The organism is Lipingzhangella halophila (genome assembly GCF_014203805.1).
In the GTDB taxonomy this organism is placed as follows: domain Bacteria; phylum Actinomycetota; class Actinomycetes; order Streptosporangiales; family Streptosporangiaceae; genus Lipingzhangella; species Lipingzhangella halophila.
This window is the reverse complement of sequence record NZ_JACHJT010000001.1, coordinates 2,165,094-2,183,676: the sequence shown is the minus strand read 5'-3', so window position 1 is coordinate 2,183,676 and position 18,583 is coordinate 2,165,094. Positions and strand designations below refer to the sequence as shown.

Annotated in this window: 15 protein-coding genes and 1 riboswitch; of the genes, 4 read left to right on the top strand and 11 right to left on the bottom strand. The window is 70.3% G+C overall.

From position 1 onward, the window contains the following. The first annotated feature begins 43 nt into the window (after positions 1-43). Positions 44-850 (top strand): SAM-dependent methyltransferase, encoded by an 807-nt coding sequence (locus F4561_RS09800; protein WP_312885207.1) that lies wholly within the window; start codon positions 44-46, stop codon positions 848-850. Positions 851-942: 92 nt separating this feature from the next. On the opposite strand, the gene F4561_RS09795 is transcribed toward F4561_RS09800, so the two are convergent. The 11 genes from F4561_RS09795 to F4561_RS09745 form a co-directional block, all read right to left on the bottom strand. After that, a complete protein-coding gene (locus F4561_RS09795; RefSeq protein ID WP_184576983.1) occupies positions 943-1,743 on the bottom strand; it encodes an ABC transporter ATP-binding protein in 801 nt (266 codons plus the stop codon). Then, positions 1,740-2,795, bottom strand: a complete 1,056-nt coding sequence (locus F4561_RS09790; protein WP_312885206.1) for a FecCD family ABC transporter permease — start codon at positions 2,793-2,795, stop codon at positions 1,740-1,742. Before F4561_RS09790 ends, F4561_RS09795 begins: the two co-directional genes overlap by 4 nt. Continuing rightward, a complete protein-coding gene (locus tag F4561_RS09785; RefSeq protein WP_312885205.1) occupies positions 2,792-3,871 on the bottom strand; it encodes a FecCD family ABC transporter permease in 1,080 nt (359 codons plus the stop codon). Before F4561_RS09785 ends, F4561_RS09790 begins: the two co-directional genes overlap by 4 nt. Before the next feature lie 2 nt (positions 3,872-3,873). Then, complete coding sequence (locus F4561_RS09780) at positions 3,874-4,917, bottom strand: ABC transporter substrate-binding protein (RefSeq protein ID WP_184576980.1); 1,044 nt, start codon at positions 4,915-4,917, stop codon at positions 3,874-3,876. 34 nt (positions 4,918-4,951) lie between these two features. Further along, positions 4,952-5,134, bottom strand: a riboswitch (cobalamin riboswitch). A 250-nt stretch (positions 5,135-5,384) separates the two neighbouring features. After that, positions 5,385-6,200 carry an ABC transporter ATP-binding protein gene (locus tag F4561_RS09775; RefSeq protein WP_184576977.1) on the bottom strand — a complete coding sequence of 272 codons (816 nt, stop codon included), beginning with the start codon at positions 6,198-6,200 and terminating at the stop codon, positions 5,385-5,387. Positions 6,201-6,213: 13 nt separating this feature from the next. Next, positions 6,214-7,290 carry a FecCD family ABC transporter permease gene (locus tag F4561_RS09770; RefSeq protein WP_184576974.1) on the bottom strand — a complete coding sequence of 359 codons (1,077 nt, stop codon included), beginning with the start codon at positions 7,288-7,290 and terminating at the stop codon, positions 6,214-6,216. Continuing rightward, positions 7,287-8,339: a FecCD family ABC transporter permease gene (locus F4561_RS09765; RefSeq protein WP_184576971.1), complete on the bottom strand. Its 1,053-nt coding sequence runs from the start codon at positions 8,337-8,339 to the stop codon at positions 7,287-7,289. The genes F4561_RS09770 and F4561_RS09765 overlap by 4 nt, the downstream gene beginning before the upstream one ends. Beyond that, entirely contained in the window at positions 8,336-9,262 is a 927-nt protein-coding gene (locus F4561_RS09760) for an ABC transporter substrate-binding protein (RefSeq protein ID WP_184576968.1), read from the bottom strand. The genes F4561_RS09765 and F4561_RS09760 overlap by 4 nt, the downstream gene beginning before the upstream one ends. Before the next feature lie 365 nt (positions 9,263-9,627). Beyond that, entirely contained in the window at positions 9,628-10,899 is a 1,272-nt protein-coding gene (locus tag F4561_RS09755; RefSeq protein WP_184576965.1) for a serine hydrolase, read from the bottom strand. A 229-nt stretch (positions 10,900-11,128) separates the two neighbouring features. Continuing rightward, on the bottom strand, positions 11,129-12,907 hold the full coding sequence (locus F4561_RS09750) for a gamma-glutamyltransferase family protein (RefSeq protein WP_184583428.1): 1,779 nt from the start codon (positions 12,905-12,907) through the stop codon (positions 11,129-11,131). A 168-nt stretch (positions 12,908-13,075) separates the two neighbouring features. After that, positions 13,076-14,173, bottom strand: coding sequence for an NAD-binding protein (locus tag F4561_RS09745; RefSeq protein WP_184576962.1), 1,098 nt, complete (start codon positions 14,171-14,173; stop codon positions 13,076-13,078). Positions 14,174-14,312: 139 nt separating this feature from the next. On the opposite strand from F4561_RS09745, the gene F4561_RS09740 reads away from it, so the two are divergent. From F4561_RS09740 to F4561_RS09730, 3 genes are all read left to right on the top strand, one after another. Then, positions 14,313-16,043, top strand: a complete 1,731-nt coding sequence (locus tag F4561_RS09740) for a BCCT family transporter (protein ID WP_184576959.1) — start codon at positions 14,313-14,315, stop codon at positions 16,041-16,043. Positions 16,044-16,291: 248 nt separating this feature from the next. Beyond that, positions 16,292-16,825 carry an NADPH-dependent FMN reductase gene (locus F4561_RS09735; RefSeq protein WP_184576956.1) on the top strand — a complete coding sequence of 178 codons (534 nt, stop codon included), beginning with the start codon at positions 16,292-16,294 and terminating at the stop codon, positions 16,823-16,825. Between the two features lie 595 nt (positions 16,826-17,420). After that, entirely contained in the window at positions 17,421-18,338 is a 918-nt protein-coding gene (locus tag F4561_RS09730) for a methionyl-tRNA formyltransferase (protein WP_184576951.1), read from the top strand. Positions 18,339-18,583 lie beyond the last annotated feature (245 nt).

The following is an 18,583-nucleotide window of genomic DNA, read 5'->3' as shown; positions in this document are numbered from 1 at the left end:
TGGCATGTACGCGTAGTTAGAAGCCACAGATGTGAGGACTCCCGTGAACGAACCCCCCGCCTCTCCCCCGGCGATCGACACCACCGTCGTGCACTCCGCGCGCGTGTGGAACTACTGGCTGGGCGGAAAGGACAACTACGCCGTCGACCGCGAGGTCGGTGCCCGGATCGCCGAGCAGTACCCCGTCATCATCGAGGTCGCCCGCCAGGACCGGGCGTTCTTGAGGCGCGCCATCCGCTATCTCGCCGGTGAGGCCGGCGTCCGGCAGTTCCTCGATGTCGGCACCGGCATGCCCACCCACAACAGCACCCACGAGGTCGCCCAGGCCGTCGCCCCGGACGCGAGCGTCGTCTACGTCGACTACGACCCGCTGGTGCTCGCGCATGCCACCGCATTGTTGACCAGCACCCCGGAAGGCTCCACCGACTACGTCCACGCCGACCTGCGCGAGCCCGACACGGTTCTCGCCCATGCCCGCGAGCGCCTGGACTTCACCCGCCCCATCGCGTTGAGCCTGATGGGCATCCTCGGGCACATTCCCGATGAGCACGTGTACGGGATCGTCGCCCGTCTGGTGGACGGCCTGCCCCCCGGGAGCTACCTCGCGATCTGCGAGGGGTCCAACACGGATCCGGAGTGCAACGCGGCCATGGACGACTACAACCAGGCGGCGCCACTCCCCTATCGCGTGCGCAGCCCCGAGGACATCGCGACCTTCTTCACCGGGTTGGAGATGGTCGAACCGGGGCTGGTGCCCTGCCCCCAGTGGCACCCCGACGAAATCGAGGTCGGCCAGGCACGCGAGACCCTCACCCGCTGCGGTATCGGACGCAAGCCCGGCGCTTCCTGAGCCGGTCGTGTGACCTCTGGCGGTTGGTACGGCGCGTCGGGCCCGCAGGTGCGCTGCGCGCCATGCGGGTCCGCGCCGCCGCGCCGGGGACGTTACCGGCGGGGCCGGGGAAGCACGAGCGGCGTCCCGGTGAGCGGGTCACTGATCACCACGCACGGTAAGGAGAACACGTCCTCTATGGTCTCGGCAGTGACGACTTCCGAAGGTGGTCCTTGCGCGGCGATCCCGCCGTCCCGCATGACGATGAGATGGTCGGCGTAGCGGCTGGCGAGGTTCAGGTCGTGCAGCACGAGCACGATCGTACGACCGGATTGGGTGTTCACGTCGGTGAGCAGCTCAAGCGCGTCTACCTGGTGCGCCAGGTCCAAGTAGGTCGTCGGCTCGTCGAGGAGCAGCACGTCGGGGTTCTGCGCGAGCGTCAGTGCGATCCATACCCGCTGTCGTTGGCCTCCGGAGAGCTCGTCGAGCGGTCGGTCGGCGAGCTCGGTCACCCCGGTTGCGGCCATCGCCGAGGAGACCGCTTCGGCATCGGTGTCGCTGAACTGGCGGTACCATCGTTGATGCGGGTGGCGTCCCCGTGCGATGAGGTCAGCCGCTGTGATGCCGTCCGGGGCGACGGGTTGCTGCGGGAGCAGCCCCAACTGCCGCGCCACGCTTCTGGCCGGCAGTCGGGAGATGTCCTCCCCCGCAAGTAGCACGGCACCGCTGCGCGGCGTGAGCAGCCGGGCGAGCCCCCGCAGCAGGGTCGACTTCCCGCAGCCGTTCGGCCCGACGATCACTGTGACCCGCTCGGTCGGCAGCGTCACCGAGACCTGGTCGACGATGGTCTCCGCTCGGTAGCCGAGGCTGAGGTCGGTGGCGGCCAGCGTGGTCGCGGTTGGAGAACGCGTCATCCTGTGTGTCCGATCCGGTTGGCGCGGGCGAGGAGGTACAGCAGGACCGGCGCTCCAAGAACGCCGGTCAGCACCCCGACGGGCAGTTCCGCCGGGGCGAACAACAGCCGGGCGGCGAGGTCGGAGGCGACCACGAGCAGGGCACCAAGCGCCGCGGCGGGCGCGAGAACGGCCCCGCGGCCGGGGAGTAGCCTGCGGACGATCTGGGGCGCCACGAGCGCGACGAACCCGATGGGGCCGGCCGCCGCCGTCGCCATCGCGGCGAGCACCACCGCGACTGTTACCAGGGCGAGCCTGCTGCTGCCCGCGTGCCCGGACAGCACCCTGGCCAGATCATCACCGAGCTCCAGCACCCGCACCTGGCGTGCCAGCACGACCAGGGCGGGCACGGCCACCGCGAGGGTGGTGCCGATGACCGCGACATGGAGGCCGCTGCGGTTCGCGAGGCTGCCGGTCAGCCATGCGGCCGCGGCCATTACGCGGTGGTAGTCCGCCCGGGTCAGCAGGAAGGAGATAGCCGAGGTCAGCATGGCCGCGATTCCGATACCGACCAACACGAGCCGGTAACCGCTCAACCCGCGCTTGGCCGACAGGCCGAAGATCGCCGCCGCGGTCAGCAGTCCCCCCGCGAGCGCGCCGGCGACGGTGTGCGGTCCCGTGCCGCCGAATACGGTCAGTACCGTCAGGGCGCCGAACGCGGCTCCGGAGTTCACGCCGATGACGTCCGGGCTGACGAGGGGGTTGGTCGCGATCCGTTGCAGGATCGCCCCCGAGAGCGCGAAGGCCGCACCGACCCCGAGCCCGGTGAGCACGCGGGGCAGCCGGTTCCCTACGACCACGTCGTACTCGATGAGCGTGCCGCCCCCGGTCAGCACCCGTAGGACGTTGGGGAATCCGATGTCGAACTGGCCCAGGGTCAGTGACAGTGCGGCCGCCCCGCCGGCGAGCAGCCAGGCGAGCACCGACAGGGCGGTCGACCGGAGGTCCAGCCGGAACACGACCGCGGCCCCCGGAGTACGGAGGAGCAGCACGTCCCCGCTGCCGGGGATCACAGCCGCGCCACTTTCCGGTTTCGGACCAGGTAGAGGAAGAAGGGAGCGCCGACGAGCCCCATGACGATACCCACCTGGAGCTGTTCGGGCTGGATCAGCGTTCTGCCGAGCACGTCGGCCAGCAGCAGCACGGTCGGCGCCAGCAGCACGCACCACGGCATGATCCACCGGTAGTCCGGCCCGGTCAGCGCTCGCGCGATGTGCGGTACGACGAGGCCCACAAACCCGATCGGTCCCCCGATCGCCGTCGCGGCTCCGGCCAGCAGGACAACCGAGACCGCGGCCCATACCCGGGTGGTGATCAGCCGTGCGCCGAGACTGCGGGCCATGTCCTCGCCGAGGGCGATCATGTTGAGGTTGCGGCTGACCCCCGCTGCAAGGCAGACGCCCGCCACCATGACGGGAGCGACGGCGAACAGGTCACCGGCGTTCGCTCGGGTAAGCGAGCCGACAGCCCAGAACCGGAAGTCGTTGAGTGTGGAGGCGTCGAGGAGGGTGACGGCGGTGGTCAGGGAACCGACCATGGCGGTGAACGCCGCTCCGGCCAACGCGAGCTTCACGGGCGTCGCGCCGCCCGCGCCGCGCGACCCCAGGGTGTAGACGAATACCGCCGACAGCCCGGCTCCGGCGAACGCGAACCACAGGTGGCCGCGCACGGCGGTCAGGTCGAGCACGGCCATGGCCAACACCACCGCGAGCGCCGCCCCGGCATTGATGCCGAGGATTCCCGGCCCCGCCAGCGGATTGCGGGTCAGCCCCTGCATGACCGCACCCGCGATGCCGAGTCCGATCCCGGCGAGCAGCCCGGTGACGGTTCTCGGCACGCGCACGTGCCGCACGATCCGGTCGGTTTCGCCGCCCGCGGCCGTGGTCAGGGACGAAACCGCATCGGCGGCTGACAGGACATGGTTGCCGATGAGTATCGACAGAGCGCACGCGGCGGCCAGCAGAGCACTCGCGACGACCAGCCCCGACGTCTTGCCGAGTTTGCTGGCGAGCAGGCCAGCGCTGGTCCCGGCGCGCGGGCCCCGGCTCGGCGCGTGCCCGGACTCCGAAGGGACACCGATGCCCGCCACGTCTAGCGCTCGACCAGATCCGGGTGGATCCGGGAGGCCACCAGCTCGATGCTGTGTGCCGCCCGGACGCCGGCTGAGCGATTGGCGAACAGGAAGGGGTGGACGTCACCTTCGGCGACGGCCGTGACGCCGGCCAAAGCCGGATCCGACTCGATTTCCCTGACGTCGCTCCTGGCATCTTCCTCAGTCATGCCGGCGTCGCAGCAGGAGCTCGTGAGGATCACGTCCGGGTCCCGTTCGATCAGTTCCTCGACACCGATATCGAGGTTGCGCTCCTCGGTCAGGTCGGCGAAGGCGTTGGTGCCGCCCGCGTGCTCGATGATCCTGGTGCCGAAGTCGACTCCTCCCGCTACCCGGTAGCCGCCGTCATCACCGGGGGACACGATCGCCACGGATGGCCGTTCGGCCCCGTCCACCTTGTCTTCCACCGCGGCGATCCGCTCCCGCATGTCGCGGATCACCCGCTCCGCGTCGTCCTCGGCGCCGAACAGCGCGCCGAGGTCGCGCAGGTCCTGGTAAACACTGTCCACCTTGACCGATGCCGGGTCGATCGCCCGGTCGGTGAGGCCGTCCTCGCTCGGGCACAGCGGGCTCAGGATCCAACTCTGCACGCCGAGGTCGCGCAGACTCGCGCGCGTGCCGACCGAGCGGTCCGCGCTGTCCTCGGCGAAGAACCCGTTGAAGCCGGAGAGCACGAAGTCGGGTTCGGTCTGCAGCAACCCTTCCCTGCTCGGGAGGCTGGGGACATAGTCCGTCTCGGCCTGCGCGTCCGCGTACTCGGGCAGCACCTCGGCGTCCAGGAACGCCGTGCCGACCAACCGGTCACTGATGCCGAGGGCGTGGGCGATCTCGATGGCGGGCTGATAGGCGGCGTAGACCCGCTCGGGCGGCGAGTCCACGGCGACCTCGGTGCCGCAGTTGGTCCGCGTGATGGCGTCCTCTCCCGCCGATTGCTCGGGGGCGGGAGGGCCGCACCCGGCGAGCGCGCAGACGCACGCCAGCGCAATCGCGGCACAGAACTGGGAACATGATGATGCGACAGCCATGGCTCAGACCGCCCTTCCAGGCCCTCGTGGAATCGGGTCACACAGTGCCGTGGCCGGTCTCCTGGCTGACGGGTGAAACGCGCTGTGCCTCGCCTTCCCGGGGCTTTCGCCCCAGTGGCCCGTTCTCAAACGAAGGACACAGCACTCCCGATCACAGTGGCGAGGGCCGCACCGGTTTCGCACCGGTTTCCCGTTCACCACGGCGCCACTGACGCTAGCACGGCGTACACGTGATCGACGAAGCCGGGATCGGGCAGGCCCTTCCCGGGCGTCGCCGCGCGGACTTCCCAACACGAGAGGGGGTGAACCCATTTGGTGTGCCTGGCCGCCGCCCGGGCCCTGCCGGGTTCCACCTCCGAGGCCCACTGGATGCGCTTCGTGCGCACCCCCTTTGGGCCCTACGACCGGCCCGCACCAGTCGCACCACGAAGGCAGGGGCCGCAAACCACCGGGGAGCTACTCGTCCACTAGGCCCGGGGGCCCCTGCGGAACTGCCCGCCCTCCGGGATGACGAGGGGAGTCGAGGTGACCGGGTCGGGGATGACCACCGTGTCCAGGTCGAAGACCGTCCGGACGAGCTCGGCGGTCACTACTTCGGACGGGGGCCCTTCGGCCTGGATACGGCCCTCGCGCATCGCGACTATGCGATGGGCGTAGCGGCACGCTTCGTTGAGCTCATGCAGAACCATGACGATGGTCCGGGAACGGGACTCGTTCAGCTCGGCGAGCAGTTCGAGCACATCCACACGATGCGCGAGATCAAGATAGGTCGTCGGTTCGTCGAGCAACAGGATGTCGGTCTCCTGAGCGAGGGCCATGGCGATCCATGCTCGCTGGCGCTGCCCTCCGGAGAGCTCGTCCACGGGACGGTTTCGCAGAACTTCCGTGTGGGTCATGGCCAGCGCGGACTCGAGCGCGTTCTCGTCCTCGTCACCCCACTGCCGGAAGAGCCGCTGATGCGGAAAGCGTCCCCGGGCCACAAGGTCCTCGACCGTGATCCCTTCCGGCTCCGACGGCGACTGCGGCAGGAGTCCCAGCTTGGTCGCGACCTCCTTGGTCGGCAGCGCCGCGATCTCCTGTCCGTCGAGACGAACCGCCCCGCGACGCGGTTTGAGCAATCGGGCGAGCGCGCGCAGCAGCGTGGATTTCCCGCACGCGTTCGGACCGCACAGAGCGGTGATCTGCCCGTCGGCGACCCGCAGGGACAGATCAGAGACGATGAGGTCCGTCCCCGTGTAGGCGAGGTCGAGTGACTCGGTGTTGAGCCGGCTGGTCGAGTTCATGAGGGGTCCACGTTCATCGTCCACGGTCCGTGCGGGCCAGCAGGAACAGGAAATAGGGCGCCCCGACCGCGGCCGTGAGCACCCCCACGGGAAGCGCAACGGGGAACGCGTGCCGCGCGACCAGATCCGCCGCCGACAGCATGCACGCCCCGATGCCGGCGGCGAACAGTAGGACGCCGCCAGTGACCGGACCAGCGAGCATCCGCGCGATGTGCGGGCTGATCAGGGCGACGAAGCCGATCGGCCCGGCCGCGGCGACGGCCAGGGCCGCGAATCCGGCGGCGGCGACCAGCAAAGCGGTGCGCGCCAGTTCCGCGCGCACCCCCAGCGCTCGCGCCGCGTCGTCACCGAACTGCAGGACCGCCGCATGCCGCACGAACCACAGGACAACCGGAAGCAGCACCGCCACGCCGACCAGGAGCACAGTCACATCGGCCCACTCCGCACCACTCAGGGTGCCAGCCTGCCACCACACAGCCAGCGAGACGCGGTCAACCGGGTAACGCACGATGAGCAACGTCGTGAGCGCGCTCGCGGCCGCGTTGACCCCGATCCCCACGAGCACGAGACGCGTGCCTGACACTCCGGATCGCCAGGTCAGCGCATAGACGATGAACGCGGTGGCCGTCGCCCCGGCGAACGCGCCCACGGGAATCAGCGCAGCGGGCAGCGCCGTGACGATGGTGAAGACGACGACCAGCCCGGCTCCACTGTTCACGCCGATGACGTCCGGAGACGCCAGCGGGTTGCGCACCAGTGCCTGGAGGACCGCCCCGGAGACCGCGAGCACGGCGCCGACGAGTGCCGCGGTGAGCGTGCGCGGGAGGCGCACCGAGTGCACGATGAAGGTGTGCCCGGGTTCGGCAGGCGCTCCCACCAGGGCCCGGACAACCTCGGCCGGACCGAGCTCCTGTGATCCCAGGGTCAACGACCACATCATCATGGCGAGCGCCGCCCCGCACGCCACGAGCGCCAACACCAGTGTTCGCACCCGTACACGCGTGCTCACCGGGAGCCGGGCCGACCGCACCAGGATCCAGCGGGGACGCCGTCCGGCACGTGGTCCGCCGCCCGCGATGTCACTCCTCATACGCTCGCCAGTCTCCTGCGGCGGACAAGGTAGATGAGGAAGGGCGCTCCGGCGAGCGCGGTGACGATGCCGACCTGGATCTCGGACGGCCGGGCGACGACGCGGCCGACGATGTCGGCGCCGAGCAACAGGAGCGGTCCGAGCAGCAGGCCGTAGGCGAGGATCCAGCGGTAGTCCGGGCCGGTTACCGCGCGTGCGATGTGCGGCACAGCGAGCCCCACGAAACCGATCGGCCCGGCCGCGGCCACAGCGGCGCCGGCGAGAACCACGACAACGACGCCGCCCATGGTCCGCACCCGCGCCGTGCGCTGTCCCAGCGCCGAGGCCACCTGCTCACCGAGACTCAACGCGTTGAGCTGGCGCGCCACAAGCAGGGCGGCGACGAGGCCGGCCAGTAACAGGGGCGCGACGTGCGTGAGCACCACACCGTCACGCCCCGCCAGCGAGCCGGCGAGCCAGAAGCGCACCTCGTCCAGCGTGCGCTGGTTGAACACCAGCACGAGCGTGGTCCACGCGTCGAGCAGCATGGTGACCACCACGCCCGCGAGCGCCAACTTGACCGGCGACGACGCGGAGCGGCCCGCGGTACCCAGCAGGTAGACGACGACCACCGCGGCGGCCGCCCCGGCGAACGCGAACCACACGTACCCGGCCGGCCCGACCACCCCCAGCAGATAGACGGCGCTGACGATGCCGAAGGCCGCCCCCGCGTTGATGCCGAGGATTCCGGGCTCCGCGAGCGGATTGCGAGCGATCGCCTGCATGAGGCCACCCGCGACGCCCAGCGCCGCACCCACACCGAGGCCGACGACCGTCCTCGGCAGCCGCATGTCGCGCACGATGACGTGCTCCTCGGAACCGTCGAACGCGAAAACCGCGTCGAACGCCGTGCCGGGCGCGATCGGGACCGAACCGACCCAGAGGCTGGCGAAGCAGACCAGTACCAGCGCACATCCGGCGCCGGCCAGGCCGGCCGCTCGCCGTCGACCGGGGGGCGGTCCCCCGCGCACCCGGGCGCGGGGGACCGCCCCGGCCGGCGCACGTGTCACCCCAGCGCCTCCTCAAGGTCGTCGAGGACGGCATGGGCGCCGATGTAGTTGGTGGAGATCCACGTCGTGTAGTCGACCGGATAGACCTCATCGTCGCTGACGACATCAAGGTCCTCCCAGAGCGGGTTCCCCCGCGCCTGCTTGAGGAGATCGGGTTGCTCCGTGTCGCTGTCGGCGATGGTGAACGCGAACATCGCGTCGCCGTCGGCGTCCGGAAGACGTTCCAGGCTGATCGGGAGGTATCCGGACCCCTCCTCCTCGACGTCCTGGACCTCGGGGCGAGCCAGTCCGACGTCGTCGACGATCCGGCCCGTGAACGAGTTGCGCACCTCAAGGCGCAGCTCCTCAGCGTGGAAACGCACGACCGAGACCTCGATGCCGCCCGGATCACCGATCGCGTCGGCGACCTCCGCGACCCGCTCGTTGTAGTCGTCGACGACCTCGTCGGCCTTGTCCTCGGCGTTCAGCACCTCGGCCACGTCGGTGAGGTGCTCCTTCCACGCGCCACTGCCCGACCACTCCAACGCCACGGTCGGGGCGATCTCGGACAACTGGTCGTACGCGTCCTCGTGGAGGTCGGTGGCCAGGATGAGATCGGGGTTGGCTCCCGCGATCCGCTCCAGGTCCAGCTCCTGCGAGTCGCCCAGGTAATCCAGCTGCCCGACGTCGTAGCCTTCGGGAACGTCGATGCCCTCGGTGGGCTCGTCGTTGAACGCGTATCCCACGGGCTCCTCATCCAGCGCGATCGTCGCGGAGAGCGTCGACGCCCACAGCGTTACCACGCGCTCGGGGTCAACGGGGATCTCCGTTTCCCCCAGGGCGTGCTGGACGGTACGTGTCTCCCCCTGGTCCACGCCGCCTTCGCTGGCGCAGGCCGTGGCAGGGAGCAGCACCGCAAGAAACATGACGAGCCATCGGCGCATGTGGCAGAACCTCTCGAAGCCGGGGGGCTTTGGTGGTTCCCCAACCACCTGACAGCCAGAGCTAGGCTAGCCTAACCTAATAGGCATTCCCGAACAAAACGCGCCTCCGCCGCGAACACGGATCACCGGCCGCCCTTGTCCGGGTCGGCGGGCGTTAGCGGGGTGAGCGGAGTCCCGGGTAGTACCCAACCTGCGATTTCGCAAGGCGGCACACTAGCCGTCAGGGGACCGGGCCCTTGCCGTCCGGTGTTTTGTGCGATGGCCTCGTCCGAGGCGTGCGAGCGTGGACCATCGAGGCGGGTGTCTCCGGAGAGGATTCGCTCGCGGACGCGTCGGCTCTGGTCAGCAGGAAGGCGGGGTCCCCCTCACTTCGCCCGCGAGAGGGCCTTCCCGACACCTTCCCGCACCGTGCGCCAGGTCGGTTCCACCGATGCCGCGGGCAGTTGCGGGTGCAGCCGGTTGGTGAGCAGCACGACGACCAGCCCGTCGCCTCGGTCGACGGCGAACTCCGCGCCGGTGAAGCCGCTGTGCCCGACACCGCCGCCACCGAGTCCGGGAACGTCGTCGAAGCGGTGGGTCCAGAATCCGAGTCCCTGCCCGGAATGGAACGCGTCGCTGGTGAACTCGTCGACCGTGGACCCGGCGAAGACCCGCTGGTGCCCGTACCCCCCGCCATTGGCGATGGTCTGCGCGAACACGGCGATATCGTGCGCGGTGGCGAACAGCCCCGCGTGGCCCGCCTCCCCGTTGAAGGCGTAGGCGGAGTTCCCGTCGTTCACCTCGCCCACAAGGGTGTGCTCCCGCCAGCCGTCGAAGTCCTCGACGCCGCGATCACCGAGGATCGGGTACGGGTCCCCCGTTTCGATCATCTGCCGCTCGGTCTGGTTGCCGAGCGATGTCGCCGCGACCCCTCCGCGCCGCCGCGGCCGGAACTTTGTGCTCTCCATCCCGAGGGGACGGTGCACTTCGCGATGAGCGTGGTCGGGCAGGGACCGGCCGCTCGCCCGCCGCACGATCTCCCCGAGGAGCATGAAACCGAGGTCCGAGTAATGCCTGCCGTCGCCGACGCCGTAGCGCAGCGGGAGCCCGGTCACGTAGGAAACGGCGTCGGAGCCAGTGGCCGCCCACAGGTAGGTCGGCTGCCATTCCCACAGGCCCGCGGTGTGGGTGAGGAGCCTCCGCACGGTGACGGCGTCGGGCACTTCCGGAATCCAGCGTGCCGCGGGCACGTCCAGCGACACGGTGCCGTCGTCCACCAGCGCCATCACCGACGCCGTCGTGGCGATGATCTTCGTGCAGGACGCCACGTCGAAGAGGGTTCCCGGCCGCATCGGACGGGGCTGGCCCAGTGGCACGTCGGCACGGTAGGTCTGTGCGTGGCCGTAGGCCGTGTGTTTGGCGATGATGCCGTGCCTGGCGACAAGCAGCACGGCACCGGGGAACGCCGCGTCCGGGTCCGGCCCCATCCGGGACTCGATCACCTCGTCGAGGTCGTCGAGGGCGGCGTGGTCCAGGCCCGCCTCACCGGGGCGGCCGGGGCGCAGGACCGGGAAGGTCTCCTCCGCCTGCGCTTTCGCGGGAACGAGCATGCTCGCTGCCGCGCCGCCCGCGACGGCGAAGGCATTCCGGCGACTCAAGGCTGGGGGCATAGCCGACACCCAACCTCCAGAACCGGCCGCGACGCAAGCAGCAGCGGGGAACGCAACGGAACCCGCCTGCCCGACACGACACAGCACGTCGCCACGTCCAAGCGGTCGAGGGGCCGAGGTGAGCCCACTGCCCGCCCGAACGCACGATCGCGCCGAACCCCGCCCCGGGTCAGGGCATGATGGGCTGGAACGTCCTCCTCGGCCGCGGGCCCGCGTATCAGCGACCGGCCGCGTAGCCCTGTGCGCCGCGGGGGTTGGCGGCGGCCCGCAGTACGCCGGTCTCCGGGTCGCGCGACACCGCGGACAGCCGGCCCAGGGACCAGGGCTCGGACACGACCACGCGGTGCCCGCGGCGGCGCAGCTCGGTGCGGACGTCCTCGCCGACCCGCGACTCCACGGTCAGCTCCCCCGGCGACATCTCGCGCGGGTAGAACGAGCTCGGCACGGCGTTGCTGTGGAACATCGGAGCGTCGATCGCCTCCTGCAGGTTCATCCCGCCGTGCACCAGACGCAGGAAGTAGGTCAGCGACCACTGGTCCTGCTGGTCGCCGCCGGGGGTGCCCAGGGCCGCCACCGGCTCGCTGTCGCGCGTGACCAGCGTTGGCGTCAATGTGGTGCGGGGACGCCTGCCCGGGCCGACCGCACTCGCGGATCGCGGATCGAGCCAGAACATTTGCCCTCGTGTGCCCAGAGGGAAGCCCAGTTCGGGGATAACCGGCGAGCTGGCCAGCCAGCCCCCGCTCGGGGTCGCGGAGACCGTGTTGCCGTCCGCGTCGACGACGTCCAGGTGGCAGGTGTCGCCGCGCTGCTCGCCCGCCCGGTTCACGGTCGGTTCGCCTCCCGCCAGGTCCGCGGCCTCCGTCGTGCCGGTCGGCCGCAGTTCGGGAAGGAAGGGGGTGTGATCGTCGGGCGAGCCGGGGCGGAGTTCGAGGGAGGCGTCGGCGCCCACGAGTGGGGCCCGCTCCTTGGCGTAGTCGCGGGAAAGCAGGGTGGGCAGCGGGACGTCGACGAATCCGGGGTCGGCGTAGAAGGCCTCGCGGTCGGCGAAGGAGAGTTTGGCCGCCTCGGTGACCAGGTGAATGAAGTCCGCGGACAGGACGTCCGCCTCACCGGTGCCGAGGGCGTCGGCCAGGCGGAGCTGCTGCAGGAACACCGGGCCCTGCCCCCACGGGCCCGTCTTGTGCACTGTCCGGCCCGCGTAGTCCAGACTCACCGGGTCCTCGTAGCTGGCGCGCCAATCCGCCAGGTCATCACCGTCGAGCAGTGCCCGGTGGTACTCCCCGGAGCCGTCGGGGATGGGGTCGGAGACGAAGCCGAGAATCGCCTCGGCGACGAAGCCCTCGCGCCAGATGCGGCGGGCCTCGTCGATCTGGTTCTCGCGGGTGCCGCTGCTGCGTTCGGCGTCCTCGACGAGGCGTTGGAAGGTGCTGGCCAGCGCCGGATTGCGGTGGAAGGAGTCAGCGTCGGGAACCGAGCGGCCCGACAGCCAGAGAGCGGCCGACGTGGGCCACAGCGTCTCGAAGACCCGCCGCACCTGCGTGATCTTGTCCACGACCTGCGGCATCAGCGGATACCCGCGCCGCGCGTAGCCGATCGCGGGCGAGAGGAGGTCGCGTAGGGGCATCGTTCCGTGGTCGCGCGCCAGCAGCAGCCACGCGTCGAACGCGCCGGGAACGCAGGCCGGAAGAACTCCGCTGCCGGGTATGCGGTCCATGCCGGCGAACGCGCCGGCTGTGGCCGCAGCGGGCATCGTCCCCTGTCCGCACAGCACCGTGGGAGCTCCGCCCGCGGCCTGGAAGATGATGGGCACCTCGCCGCCGGGGCCGTTCAGGTGCGGTTCGACGACCTGCAGGGTGAACCCCGTGGCGGCGGCCGCGTCAAAGGCGTTTCCTCCGCGCTCCAGGATCGACATCCCCACACCGCTGGCCAGCCAGTGCGTCGAGGACACCATCCCGAAGCTGCCACGCAGCTCCGGCCGGGTCATGAACTCGGGCATGCGGACGGACAGCTCCCTCTGGTCGGGTGGGCGGGGGTACCACCCCATGAACGGATACTTCGTGAAACTCACGATTTATCAGCACTCGATGAACACTGTATACGGTACGCCTTTACCGTTAGAGGGATCCTTCAAGAGTTCCCCGAGCTCCGCAGTAGCTATCTGGTACTACTCGCGCCATTGGGTGCGCAGCAGTTCGCGGTCGTCGAAGGCCAGGGCGCGGTCGGCGCGCTCGACGTGGCGCTCCAGGTCGGCGTTGCTGAGCCGGCGCCGCGCCACGTAGTACAGGGTGGCGTCCTCGGGGACCTCGGTGGTCCACGATGGACTGAGGTCCAGCCCTGTCCCGGTGTCCAGGCCCAGCACGGTGGCGGCGTTCCACCGGCCCAGCGCCATCTGGAAGTGGCCGTAGCTGCGGCCGGCCAGCGAGGCGGGCACCCGGATCGAGTAGGTGCCGCGCTGCCCGGGGCCCAGCAGCGCTGACAGGACACCCGACAGTCCGGGGTCGCGGGCCTCGGCGGCGAGGAGCCGCCAGGAGTTCCACTCCACGCAGCGGGCACCGGGGGCCACGCGCGCCACGGTGCGCTCGTGGGCCATGTCGTGCAGGGCGACCACGGTGTGGGCCTCGGGGGCGAGGTAGGCGGCGGCAACAGTGACCTTGAGCGCCTCGTCGTCGTCGCGGGGATCGACCACCACCACGGCAGCGCGGGCCAGCGCGGCACGGGCCAGCACGTCCTCGTCGGTGAGGTTGCCGCGCACGAACTGGGTGTCGTCGCGGTGGCCCAGCGGGTGCTGCTCGGCCTGCTCCTCCCAGGCGCACAGGGCGATCTGACGGGGCCCTTCAGCGGTCAGCTCGGCGATGATGTGCTCGGTGCGGCCGGGGGTGTAGCCGAGGATGGCGGTGTGTCCGGTGGTGTGCAGTTCGGCGCGACCGTGCATGCGCATTCCTTTGGCCTTGTCAATGGCTCGCGCCAGTCGCGCGAAGAGCATTGTGATGGTGACGATGCCGCCGACGATGACATAAAGGCCGATGAACTGTCCGGCGGTGGTGGTGGGGTAGTGATCGCCCGGTCCGGCGGCGGCCGGGGTAACGGTGCCGGCGAACCACCACCAGTAGGCGTCGGCGCGCACAACGGCCGCGCCCGGCGGCTCGGCCCAGGACATCAACAGCCAGCTGCTGGCGAAGACGAACAGCAGCAGCTCCACGGGCAGCGCCCAGGTGACACGCTGCCGTATCCGGGTCAGGGCGCGGGTCAGCCACAGCCGCACGTGGTGAGACTATCCGAGCCGGGCGGGGCTGGTACAGCACACCGGCCCGGGGCGCTCGACACCGGCCTGCGGCGGGTGTTTGGATGCGAGCCAAGACACGGCGCCGGCCTGGGGCTGGCATGCGGGAGCGTGGTGGGTCATGGCTCAGCCTGGGCAGCATCGGGGCGGCCGCGCGGTGCAGCCGGGGGTGTTCTATCCAGCCGCGGGCTTCATTGTGGCCTTCGTGGTCCTGGCCATGGCCCTGCCCGAGGTGACCTTCGCGTGGATGACCGCGGCCCAGGGCTTCATCGTGGGCTCGCTGAGCTGGTACTACGTGGCCGTGGTGTCGGGGTTCGTGGTGTTCGCGCTGTGGGCGGTCGTGGGCCGCAGCGGCGAGGTGAAACTGGGACCCGACGACGCGGAACCCGAGTTCGGCCTGGGGTCGTGGTTCGCGATGCTGTTCGCGGCCGGGATGGGCATCGGGCTGGTGTTCTGGGGGGTGGCCGAGCCGCTGCACCACTTCGCGGGTATCCCCAACCGGTCCTCGGAGATGGTGCAGGGCGGGAGTGCGGCCGCGGACGCCGAGGGCGCGCTGGTGCAGACGCTGGTGCACTGGGGGCTGCACGCCTGGGCGATCTATGCGGTGGTGGGTCTGGCCGTGGCCTACACGGTGCACCGCCGGAGACGGCCGGTGTCGCTGCGCTGGGTACTGGAGCCCCTGCTGGGCGAGCGGTGGGTACGCGGCGTGCTGGGCGACGTCATCGACGTCACCGCGGTCATCGGCACGGTGTTCGGGGTGGCCACCTCGCTGGGGCTGGGGGTGTCCCAGATCGCGGCCGGGGTGGAGATCCTGGACCTGGTGAGCGATCCCGGATTGGCCGGGCAAGTGCTGCTCATCGGGGTGATCACCCTACTGGCCATGATCTCGGTGGTCACAGGGGTGCACCGCGGCATCCGCTGGCTGTCGAAGCTGAACCTGGGGTTGGCGGGGGCGCTGCTGGTGTTCGCCGCCGTGACTGGCCCGAGCCTGTTCCTGCTCCGCGAAGGCGTGCAGCTTGTGGGGGTCTACGCCCAGAACCTCATCCAGCTCAGTCTGAACACCGCCGCCCTGTCCGGCGATCAGGGAGTGGAGTGGCAGGGCTGGTGGACGGTGTTCTACTGGGGCTGGTGGATCTCCTGGGCGCCGTTCGTTGGCGTGTTCATCGCCCGCATCTCCCGGGGACGCAGCGTACGGGAGTTCATGGCCGGGGTGCTGCTCGTGCCCAGCGCGGTGACACTGCTGTGGTTCACGGTCTTCGGGGGCAGCGCGCTGTGGCACCAGTTGCAGCGCGAGGGCGCGGAGTTCCGCGGCGGGCTGATCGGTGCCGACGGGTCGGTTTCCCAGGCCGGCTCGCTGTATGCGCTCCTGGAGGGCCTGCCGTGGGGAACGGCTGCGGTGGGGACCGCGGTGGTGCTGGTGGCACTGTTCTTCGTTACCTCCTCGGATTCCGGATCGCTGGTCGCCGACATGCTGGCCTCCGGAGGGCGGTCCGACCCGCCAGTGTGGAGCCGGGTGTTCTGGTCGCTGCTGGAGGGCGCCGTGGCAGCGGCGCTGCTGATGGTGGGCGGCGAGGCCGGGCTGACGGCGCTGCGCTACGCCACGGTCATCATCGCTCTGCCGTTCAGCGTGGTGATGATCGCGATGTGCGTGGCGATGGTGCGCTCCCTGCGCGCCGAGCGGCGCCTGCAGTTGCGCATCCAGCGGGGCCTGCAGCGCGAGGAGCTGGCCGCGCGGGTGTGGCAGAACCTGGCCGAGGAGGGGGTGGTCGACCCCGACACCGGCTCCGAGGACGGATCCGGCGGCGGTACCGAGGACGGCTCAGGGCGCCGCTCCCCCGGCGCCGGCCCCTGAGCGCGGCGCCCGGCCGTCGGGGACATCACACCTGGAGCGCGTGGAGAACCCGCGGCTTCGGCCCCGAACTACGGCGCTTGGGCCTCTCGGTGGACCTGGCCAGCACGGAAGGCCTACGCGTCGTCGTCTCGTCGGAGTTTCCGCGGGTTCTCGCGGGATACCGCACCGCTTGCCGGGGGGCGGATCTGGCAAGCAATGGTCCCCCTATAGTGAACGACGGTGTCGAGGGATCAAGGTGGTTCGTGCCCATGCGGATTTCGTTGGTTTCCGGAAGTACGAGATCGCGGTCGACCAACACCGCGGCGATGCGGACCATTCAAGAGGTGGTGCCACGCGGCGTCACCACCGTCCTGTACGACGGTCTCGCCAGACTGCCCGCGTTCAACCCTGACGAGGACCGCGACCCGCTGCATCCGGCCGTGTCCGAACTCCGGGAACAGGTCACGGCCGCGGACGCGGTAGTGTTCAGCACGCCCGAGTACGCGGGGACGCTTCCTGGCAGCTTCAAGAACCTGCTCGACTGGGTCGTCGGCAGCGGCGCGCTTCATGGCAAGCCGGCCGCCTGGGTCAACGTCGCTGCCGAGGGGCGGGGGACGAACGCGCATTCCGCGATGTTGACGGTGCTCGAATACCTGGGGCCGGACATCATTGACGCCGCGTGCGTGCGCGCGCCGGTAGCGCGCGACGCCGTGGGGCAGGACGGCACGGTACTCGACACGGACTTCCGCGAGCGCGTCGCCCGGTCTGTCCACGAGTTCCGGAACCACCTCGCAGCGGCATGACACCTCCCCTGGTCGCGGGCGATCCCACCCACATCGCCGGCGTCGCCGGCCTCTCCCCGGGCCGCGGGGTTCCATGCCCAGTGACCGCAGGCCGCGGCGGACGCCGCGGTGCCGGGCGTGGGCTTCTGGACGATGCCGGGCGCGATGACCGGCGACCAGCCGATCACCGCCGGGAGACCGAGAGCCGCGAGGACGGTGCCACGGCTTGCCTTGACGGCCTCGTCGGTGAGGCCACCCGGCGCTCTCCGGTCACCGGCTGAGCCACACGTGCCGGGGTCGGGCCGGGTACGGCGCGCTGGCGTTCGGCTCGCTCCCTGGCGCGGGTAACCGGGAATCTGCCCGCCAGTGGGGCCGCGGCCCCACTGGCGGGACGACCGGACCAGCGTCCTCTCCCCCGCCCCTTCCGGTTATCCCGCCGCCGCGGTCACGCGGGTCGAGTGCACCCGGTACCCGCCGGCTGCCGCTGTCCAGCGGGGCCCAGCGAGCGGAGCACCGCGTTGCCCCCGGGCAGTCGTTGCGGTTCCGGACCCGTCCGATACCTTGCCGAAAGGTTCAGGAGGGGGGAATTCACGGAAATGTCAGCCGGGAGTGATATATGCGTGTTGCCATTATCGGGCAGGCGGCCTTCGGAGAGGCGGTGCTCCATAGGCTGCAGGACGACGGTGTGACCATTGCCGGGGTCGCGGCCCCGGAGCCGGACGGTAACGGCCGGAGCGACCCGCTCTGGTCCGCGAGTGAGGCGAACGGCATCCCGCGGGTATCGACCACCAGCCTGAAAGAGCCCGGCGGCCTCGTGAAGTGGAAGGAGTTCGAGGCCGACTTCTGCCTCATGGCGTTCGTCAGCGAGTTCCTACCGGACGAGGTGTTCACGCAGCCCACGCACGGAACGGCGCAGTACCACCCCAGCCTGCTGCCGCTGCATCGCGGGAAGTCGGCGATCAACTGGGCCATCATCAACGGGGATAAGGAGACCGGCCTGAGCGTCTTCTGGCCGGACAAGGGAATCGACACCGGCCCGATCCTGCTGCAGAAACGGTGCGAGATCGCTCCCGACGACACCGTGGGCAGCCTCTACTTCAACCACCTCTTCCCCATGGGGGTGGACGCCATGTCCGAGGCGGTGTCCCTGGTGTCGGCGGGAGAGGCGCCGCGCACCGAGCAGGGCCACGCCGACGCGACATTCGAGCCCGGATGCCGCGACCAGCACGCCGAGATCCACTGGCACCGCCCCGCGCAGGTGGTCTACGACCTGATCCGGGGCTGTGACCCCCGGCCGGGCGCGTGGACGCTCTTCAACGAGGAGAGACTGCGGTTCTTCGACTGCCGTCTCACCGAAGAGCAGCGCCCCGGCATGCCCGGGCAGGTTCTCGGCATCGACGACGAAGGCTTCTCGATCCGGCTCAACGGCGGTGTGCTCCGAGTCGGGCGGGTGCAGCACACCGGCAAGAGCAAGCTCCCCGCCGGAGAGTGGGCCTCCCAGGTGGGCCTCACCACCGGGTTCCGCTTCCGGTAGCCCCGCGGTTCGCCCCCCGCGCTCTCCACGGCCCCCGGGGAGAGCGCGGGGGTTCCGCCCGACACCGGTCGGCCGCTGGCTGGTGGCTCGCCAGGCAGCCTTGGCCGGGTAATCAGTCCATGATCGGGGTGTTACGCGTACGGCTGGAGATGCGCGGCGGTGGTTTCAAGTGGTGGGTGCAACGAGGAAGCGGTTGAGGGCCTCGGCGGGTTTGGCATAGCCCAGGGTGCCCACAATCCGGACAT

Excerpts from the sequence above, each read along its gene's own strand:
- F4561_RS09735 (WP_184576956.1), top strand. The coding sequence starts at position 16,292 with ATGCGGATTTCGTTGGTTTCCGGAAGTACGAGATCGCGGTCGACCAAC.
- F4561_RS09795 (WP_184576983.1), bottom strand. The coding sequence starts at position 1,743 with ATGACGCGTTCTCCAACCGCGACCACGCTGGCCGCCACCGACCTCAGC.
- F4561_RS09740 (WP_184576959.1), top strand. The coding sequence starts at position 14,313 with ATGGCTCAGCCTGGGCAGCATCGGGGCGGCCGCGCGGTGCAGCCGGGG.
- F4561_RS09750 (WP_184583428.1), bottom strand. The coding sequence starts at position 12,907 with ATGCCCGAGTTCATGACCCGGCCGGAGCTGCGTGGCAGCTTCGGGATG.
- F4561_RS09730 (WP_184576951.1), top strand. The coding sequence starts at position 17,421 with ATGCGTGTTGCCATTATCGGGCAGGCGGCCTTCGGAGAGGCGGTGCTC.
- F4561_RS09775 (WP_184576977.1), bottom strand. The coding sequence starts at position 6,200 with ATGAACTCGACCAGCCGGCTCAACACCGAGTCACTCGACCTCGCCTAC.
- F4561_RS09770 (WP_184576974.1), bottom strand. The coding sequence starts at position 7,290 with ATGAGGAGTGACATCGCGGGCGGCGGACCACGTGCCGGACGGCGTCCC.
- F4561_RS09780 (WP_184576980.1), bottom strand. The coding sequence starts at position 4,917 with ATGGCTGTCGCATCATCATGTTCCCAGTTCTGTGCCGCGATTGCGCTG.
- F4561_RS09760 (WP_184576968.1), bottom strand. The coding sequence starts at position 9,262 with ATGCGCCGATGGCTCGTCATGTTTCTTGCGGTGCTGCTCCCTGCCACG.